At 65.8% G+C, this 6,335-nt stretch carries 7 protein-coding genes; 2 read left to right on the forward strand and 5 right to left on the reverse strand.

Annotated elements, in window-relative coordinates; all coding sequences use genetic code 11:
- Positions 1 to 10 precede the first annotated feature (10 nt).
- From ACSHSS_RS20700 to ACSHSS_RS20720, 5 genes are all read right to left on the reverse strand, one after another.
- On the reverse strand, positions 11 to 838 hold the full coding sequence (locus ACSHSS_RS20700) for a DUF932 domain-containing protein (protein ID WP_058904092.1): 828 nt from the start codon (positions 836 to 838) through the stop codon (positions 11 to 13).
- Positions 839 to 892: 54 nt separating this feature from the next.
- Positions 893 to 1,024, reverse strand: coding sequence for a hypothetical protein (locus tag ACSHSS_RS20705; RefSeq protein ID WP_256857378.1), 132 nt, complete (start codon positions 1,022 to 1,024; stop codon positions 893 to 895).
- A gap of 662 nt (positions 1,025 to 1,686) precedes the next feature.
- Positions 1,687 to 2,061, reverse strand: coding sequence for a hypothetical protein (locus ACSHSS_RS20710; RefSeq protein ID WP_077242302.1), 375 nt, complete (start codon positions 2,059 to 2,061; stop codon positions 1,687 to 1,689).
- A gap of 6 nt (positions 2,062 to 2,067) precedes the next feature.
- Positions 2,068 to 4,038, reverse strand: coding sequence for a DNA cytosine methyltransferase (locus ACSHSS_RS20715; protein WP_226237377.1), 1,971 nt, complete (start codon positions 4,036 to 4,038; stop codon positions 2,068 to 2,070).
- 53 nt (positions 4,039 to 4,091) lie between these two features.
- A complete protein-coding gene (locus ACSHSS_RS20720) occupies positions 4,092 to 4,892 on the reverse strand; it encodes a DUF3560 domain-containing protein (RefSeq protein WP_132028955.1) in 801 nt (266 codons plus the stop codon).
- A gap of 490 nt (positions 4,893 to 5,382) precedes the next feature.
- Between ACSHSS_RS20720 and ACSHSS_RS20725 the strand changes: the two genes are divergently transcribed.
- Together ACSHSS_RS20725 and ACSHSS_RS20730 are read left to right on the forward strand one after the other, a co-directional pair.
- Positions 5,383 to 5,847, forward strand: a complete 465-nt coding sequence (locus tag ACSHSS_RS20725; protein WP_175924529.1) for a hypothetical protein — start codon at positions 5,383 to 5,385, stop codon at positions 5,845 to 5,847.
- A gap of 194 nt (positions 5,848 to 6,041) precedes the next feature.
- On the forward strand, positions 6,042 to 6,329 hold the full coding sequence (locus tag ACSHSS_RS20730; protein WP_445545469.1) for a hypothetical protein: 288 nt from the start codon (positions 6,042 to 6,044) through the stop codon (positions 6,327 to 6,329).
- Positions 6,330 to 6,335 lie beyond the last annotated feature (6 nt).

Raw genomic sequence — 6,335 nt, forward strand, 5'->3', positions numbered from 1 at the left:
CGCGTGGGGCTTAGCTCTTACGGGTGCGCAGCGCGTCGGCGAGAACCCAAAGCGCACGGTTCAACTTGACGTCCTGGTCGATGCCGGTGACCGCCCGCGTGCGAGTGCGGCGGCCAGTCGCGGTCCGGCCGGGTTGCCCACCTCGAATCAAGGATTCCTGCACGCGGTTGAAGGTCGTCCACAAGTCGTTACCGGCATCCGCGGTACGGCGCGGACGGAGTACCTGTTCTTCCGTGATCGGCGCCGGCGCAATCGTGGTGTCGTAGCGGTAGGCGAGGGCGGCTCGGGCAAAAGCGTGCTGCTCGTGCTCATCGAGCTGCACTTCAGTCATCCCTTCCTTGACCTCGCGGATCAAGTCGAAGCCGTCGAGTACGTCGTAAGCGCCCGCGACGACGTCGTCGACTACGTTGCCCTTGTGCGGGACGCGCACGTCGTGCGTCGTGTCGCCGAGCACGAGGCCGTTTTCGCAGACGAAGCGAAAGTACCCACCCAGCATTTGATAGCTGCTCGAACCATCGTGAGAATTGAGGAGAATGATTTCCGGTGAGTCGGCTTGCGTGACCTGCGTGGCATGACGCAGGCGGAGCATGTGCTTCGCGTGCTCGCGCTTGCCGCTGTCGCGCACGCGCGTTTGGCAGACCATGAAGGGCTGAAACCCTTCCTCACGCAGCTTCGTCAGGATCTCGATAGTCGGGATGTACGTGTAACGCTCCGACCGGGAGTCGTGCTTGTCGGCCGCGAAGATCGATGGTGCGACCTGCCGGATTTGATCGTCATCCAGCGGCGTGTTCGAACGAAGGACTGGGGCAGTGCGGCTGAACGTCGTTGCGAGTTTCATGGCTTTCTCCGTTGAAAATTCAGATGCGAGGCAGATGGAAATCGACGGTGTCCGTCAACACCAGACGACGTGGCGGTAGTCGACCGTGCGTCGGTAGTAGTTGCGTCCATCCCATGGCGTGTACGTGTATTCCATGTACGCACACTGCAGGACTACTATCCAATGGTGCAGTCGGTTCGCTTCCATCGTGACCTCCGACATCTGTTGGGTTGCATTTCAGGCCGACCGGGACCCAAGATTCCGAGTCCCCACGTAGGGGTTGTGCCGGTGCTGCCTGGACTTCGGCAGAACTGCTGCCGCCAGTCCCCTGAGTTCGTCGTCCCGCGACTGAAGGAGCCTGCCGGCGGGCGCGTTCAAGGGCGGTCGCAAAGCCGCATGCGGAGCGCAGCCCGAGGGGCGAGCACCGAACGGGTGCCGCGGCCGGCGAAGCGCACCCTTGAATGCGAACGACGGTGGGCTACGGTCGCGTTTGGGACGGCGAGCGCAGGGGACTGGCGGTATGCGGAAAGTTGAGACAGCACCGGCTCGCCGCGCGGCGAGCGCCCAATCGGGGCGGAGCCCCGGCTGTATAGGGGGTGTCGCGTTTGCGTCAGGGATTGAAGCCCGAAGGGGGCGAGACTCGCGCAGCGAGGCTCGACGCGCAGCGCGAAAGCCCGGCCCGTAGCGAAGCGAAGGGAGGCGCCCAGGGTCGGCCGCAAATCCCACACGAACGTGTGGAACGGAGGAGCACAGCGGCCGAAGGCATGTGGATACGCGAAGCAGGGCGGGCTCATCAGCGGCAAGCGCCCCTCTCGCGGTCTCAAGGCCGCGTGACTGGAATAGCACATCCTTCGCCCGGCTAACGCCCGTCACGACCCAACATGATCGAACCCGACTGCCATCGTGTGTCGCACCAGCGGCGTGGGCCCGGCTGCCACTTCGTGACAGCCGAGCTCGCGCGGGCCGGCAAGGCGTGCGCGATACCGCGCACCAGGCACCCGGATGTGCAGGTTTTGCTTCACACACTCGAACGCCTGGTCGGCCGTGCGGGCGCGAGCGTAATAGGTATGTCGATACGCCGGGCGCCGTTCGCGCCCGGCCGCGATGTCGACCGCCCAGACCTTGACTTCCTTGTTCGACCACCATGCGACCGCTTCGACTTCGTCTCGGGACAGAATGCAGTGCTGTTTCATCTCGAATCCTCGGAGAATGCGGCCCGCCGCGGCGGGCCGCTCGTAGGTCACAGGCCGCTACAGACTGCCGGGCAGGGTCAGCGCGATCGCAACCGGACGCACCCAAACCGGCGTCGACGACAGCTGGAACGTCTCGCCGGATTCGGCGAGCAGCAGTGTGGTGCCCATCACCTCGGCGATCGCTTCCGCGGCATCAGGCGGCACCGCGTTGCCGATACGCTCGCGCCATGCCTGATCGCTGTCGCCATCCAGCTTGAAGTGGCCAGCGAACACATTGCCGGTCGCCGCAATCTGCTTGCGGTGCCAGTCGCGTTCTTCGGCATCGATCCAGGTCTGCTCGGGATCAACTAGGGACTGCAGTACCGCCAGCTCGAGGGTGGTGAACGGGCGGTGCCACGTGCCATCAAGTGCGCGGATCACCGCGACGGTCTTCTCGGTCGCCGCTGGCATACGAGGATCGGCGACGGACCAGCGGCCGTTGTCGTGGCCGGCGGCGGCCGATACGGCTCCGCTGTGCTGATCCCAGCCGACCACGCCGTAGTGGCCGCCGGTGAGGTAGGCGTCGCCCCGCTCGCGGCGCATGCCCGGTCGTGGGTCAGCTACGGCGAACGCCCCTTGTCCGCTGTCGCTGCGCGCGATGACCGTGCCGGCCGGCTCGTCGAAGGCTGTCACCTTGTACTTGCCGGCGCCTTCGAAGCCGGTGCTCGAGCGCGGGTCGGCAACCGCATACGCGCCCTGATCGTCGCCACCGATAACAGTGCCGGCGTGGCCGGTCCATTCGGTCACCTTGTACTTGCTGAACAGGGGGCCGGCCGGTGGCCGAGGATCTTGAACGCACTGGCCGGTACCGTGTGCGCTGGTGACCGCGCCGGCGGCTTCTCTCCAGGGCACGATTCGGAATTCGTTGTTGTGCTTCGCCGGGCCCTGGTGGCGCGGGTCCGCGACGCTGAAAGTGCCTTGCCCGGGCGACTTCTGACCGGTGATCGTGCCGGCGTGGTCGTTCCAGTCGAGCACGCCGTACTGCTGGTATTGCGCGGCGTCGGCCGGCCCGCGCGGGTCGGCGACCGAAAAGCTCCCGTTGCCCGGACGGCTCGCGCCGGCCACGACGCCGCACGGTTCTTCCCAGCGGTTCACGCCGAGCACGCCGTTGTGCATGTCCGGCACGATCAAGTAGTCGCGCAGCTGACCGTTCTCGACCGCGAGCTTGTTCAGGCTGCGCCAGTCGCTGCCGGCTTCGACGAAGGCGAGGCGCACCCATGTTTTCCACTGCAGCGAGGGCACGCGATGCATCGGGCCGGCGGCCTCGACGTCGCCCGGCAGCGGCATGCGGCCGAGCAACGTACCGACGCCCTGAAGGCGATTCTGGGGCGGCTCGTACAGGAACGCCGGTACCTTTTCGGTATGCCGCGCGACGAGCAGGAAGCGCTTCCGGCTCTGCGCCATCCCGCGCTTCGCGATGCGGCCGCAGTCGTGACTCGTCTCGTTCTTCGCATAGCCGAAGTGCTGCAGAATCTGCCCGATCTGATCCAGCAAGTGGCGGCCGCGCGTTGCGAGCCGGGGGACGTTTTCGAACACGATGAGTTCGACCGGGTCGTCCTTCCACGCTTCACACATCAGCCAAACGCAGCGCAGCGTGAGTTCGTTGAGCGCCTGGTATTTCGGCGTGCGGCTGAGCGTTTCCGACAACAGGCCGGACGCGCCCTTGCACGGCGACGAAATGAACACGCAGTGCGGATGCTGGTAGCCGGCCGCGCGGCGCACGTCTTCGGGCGTGGCCTCGCGCCAGCCGGCAGGCGGCTCGACGCCGTGGAACGCGGTGTACTGCTCGCGCGTGAAGAGGTCCATGAGCGTGCACGGGACGCCGGCAATCGTACGAAAGTCGCGACATGCAGCGGGATCGTTGTCGATGCCGCCGATACAGCGCCAATTCGCGATCAGCTCCCCCACTCGAGACTGGGCTTTTTGGAAGCCCTTGGCTCCACCGCCCAAGCCACTGCACATCGTGAATACGTTGTAGGTTCGGGTCATATCCATGGTTTTTCTCCGGATAGCGTGGCCCGCTCGCGCGGGCCGAGCGTGGGTTAGCAAGCAGCGAGAAGTTGATCGATCTGCGGGCGCAGCCAAGCCGCCGTGCTGATCGCAGCCGGGGTCAGCTTGCGAACGTATGCCGACGTACCATTGGGAGATCTGGTGGGGCTGAACAGGAACGCGTTGCGGCGCAGGAGCTCACGGACGTTCTTCGCCGGCTTCGCGTCGAAGATGAATGCGGCGCGGTTGTCTTCGATATCCTCGCGGTACACATAGCCTTCGCCCTGCTGCTCGACCGAGGTGCGCGCCGCGATTTTCTCGAGCTGGGCGATCCGATCACGAATGCGGCGGATATTCGCGCTGCTATTCGTGATCTCGTACGGCGCGAAGCCGACACGACCGGCGAAATCCGGCGTAAAGAGCTTGTCGATGGCGTCGGGCTGGTATCCCATGCGTGCAAGACCGGCGCGGTCATCGCGACGCACCAGTTGGTTCGTGCGCTTCATGCGATCGTGCCGATCCTCCAGTGCGACCAGCTGCGCACGCAGCTTTGCCACCGCGTCCGGGTCATCGCTGGAGACCCCGCCTTTACCCACCGCAGCCGCCCGACGTTCCAGCTCATCAGCGCGGTCGTCGAGCGCGAACGACTTCCCGAACGTCTTGTGGATGCGGTCGCGGTAGTTCCTGTCTCGCGATTCGGAGTAGTGGCCGGCCAGAACGGGCTGGCCTGCCGGGATGACCGAGGCCATCTCTTTGGCAGCGGTATAGGCGATCCGGGACGCGGAGCGTGCCTTGTTGGCGCGCGCCTCGAGACGCGTGCGACGGTCGTGCTGGCGTTGCTGGAACTTGTTCACGAGCTTTCTCCTATAAGGGTTGACGCGGCTGGAACGGGTTGGCTGTCAGGCTGACCGGGCCCCAAGATTCCCTGTCCCCGCGTAGGGGTTCGGGCTTTGGTGCCTGGACGTCGGCAGAACTGCTGCCGCCAGTCCCCTGAGTTCGCCGTCCCGCGACAAAAGGAGCCCGAAGCCGGGCACGTTCAAGGACGGACGCAAAGCCGCACGCGGAGCGCAGCCCGTAGGGCGAGCACCGAACGGGTGCCGCGGCCGGCGAAGCGGATCCTTGAAAGGGAACGGAGAAGGGCTACGGTCGCGTTTGGGACGACGAGCTCAGGGGGCTGGAGGTATGCGGATACGCGAGGCAGCACGAGCTCGCCGCGCGGCGAGCGCCCCTTCTCGCGGCCCCAAGGCCGCGAGACTGGATAGGCAGGTCCGCGTGTCGCGGCATCAACGCGACACGCGGTTGCGCTATGCTTTGGCGTGATCGTGTGAAATCAGAGACGAGTCGATGCTCATTCGAGAACAGGGACGCCTCATCAAGGTGCTGCGCGTCGCGCCTCCCACACAGCCCCCGACCAGGGGACGTCGGCGCGAACACGTGCTCGGCACGTTTCGCGCCGACGGGCCGATACCGGCCCAGCTGCTCGATGCGCTGAGCCGCGACGAGCGCAAAGCGCTCGCGCGCTGGCTCGAGGTCTACCGAGAGGGCCAGCGGCGCACGGATGCGCGCACGACACTGGCCGCCGCGCCTGCGCACCTCGAGTCGCTCGTCAGCGCACTCGAGCTGGCGGCCGATACGTTGTCGGTTGCCGAGGCAGACCACCTGTGGTCGCAACTGCAGGCGATCGCGCGAACGTTGAGGCGCGCCGGCCACCCGCGACCGCGCGCAGCGCGGCGGCCGCCGGCGCCGATACCCGGGCAGCAAGACTTCTTCGGCGACCTAGACGAGCTCGAGCAGCTGGCTGAACAGTGAGCTCGCTCCCCTCCAGGAAAACCACCATGCATCCACACCGTATCGTCGAAGACAAAGGTCGCACGCAGATCCCCACTCGGCATCTCAACGCTCAGGGGGGCCAGCGCTCGACGTGGCTCCGCTGGTGTCTACGCGCGCTCCGTGTCTTCGGAGCAGCCCGTAAGGCCCATTGAGAGGCTTGACGAGAGATCCCCATGTCGAATCGACGCGCACCTTCATCACGACGACACCAGCCGTCCGCGCATGCGAAACTCGCCCGTACCTTGTTGCTGCCGATGCCTCGGCAGAAAGCAGAGGAACTCGCATTGCAGTATCACGCGGCATTCCAGGCGCTGCGCATGGGCCGCGGCTCGGCGCACGGACTGGCTGTCCTACTGCAGCTGGTTGTGCTTTCGGGCTTCGTCGACGAAGCCCGAAAGCACGAGTTGCGCATGGAGGTGCGTATTCCGGCGAACGTGATCACGCATTTCGGCGGATCGTGATCATGG

It is taken from the genome of Burkholderia sp. BC1 (assembly GCF_052683555.1).

What these genes read in the sequence shown, in the direction of transcription:
- ACSHSS_RS20725 (WP_175924529.1), top strand. Translation starts at nt 5,383, where the DNA reads ATGCTCATTCGAGAACAGGGACGCCTCATCAAGGTGCTGCGCGTCGCG.
- ACSHSS_RS20730 (WP_445545469.1), top strand. Translation starts at nt 6,042, where the DNA reads ATGTCGAATCGACGCGCACCTTCATCACGACGACACCAGCCGTCCGCG.
- ACSHSS_RS20715 (WP_226237377.1), bottom strand. Translation starts at nt 4,038, where the DNA reads ATGACCCGAACCTACAACGTATTCACGATGTGCAGTGGCTTGGGCGGT.
- ACSHSS_RS20705 (WP_256857378.1), bottom strand. Translation starts at nt 1,024, where the DNA reads ATGGAAGCGAACCGACTGCACCATTGGATAGTAGTCCTGCAGTGTGCG.
- ACSHSS_RS20700 (WP_058904092.1), bottom strand. Translation starts at nt 838, where the DNA reads ATGAAACTCGCAACGACGTTCAGCCGCACTGCCCCAGTCCTTCGTTCG.